The 373-nt window shown below is 67.8% G+C and carries 1 protein-coding gene; it reads right to left on the reverse strand.

From position 1 onward, the window contains the following. Nucleotides 1-319: aspartate/glutamate racemase family protein (locus tag L691_RS0126035; RefSeq protein ID WP_232229284.1), on the reverse strand; the 319-nt coding region annotated here is incomplete at its 3' end. Between the last annotated feature and the right edge of the window lie 54 nt (nucleotides 320-373).

Consider the following 373-nt stretch of genomic DNA (forward strand, 5'->3'; position numbering starts at 1 on the left):
CGAAGGCCCGCAGGCCAAGCCGCCGCTCCAGTTCCTCCGCGAATCCGATCGTGGCGAAGCCTGTACAGGCAAGCACTATCCCTTCGGCTCCCCGTTCGGCCAGCTTGACCGCCGAGCGGAAGGCCGCTTCCCGGCCCGATTCCGTACGGAGGTCCAGCGTGGTCACCACGCCTTCCGGCCGCTCCATCCCGATATACGCATCCCCCAGAATGGAGCGGATCAGCGGCGGCGTCTCCTCCAGAATAGTCAGCACGCCCAGTTTGTCCACGCTGGCAAGCCCGAGATGAGCCGCACAAGAGCCCGCGCCGAGCACCGGCATGTTCACCGCCTGCCTGCATTCGGCCAGGGCGGGGTCGGCGGCGCAGCTGATGCC

This window comes from Paenibacillus zanthoxyli JH29 (genome assembly GCF_000520715.1).
GTDB classification, from domain to species: domain Bacteria; phylum Bacillota; class Bacilli; order Paenibacillales; family Paenibacillaceae; genus Paenibacillus_AQ; species Paenibacillus_AQ zanthoxyli.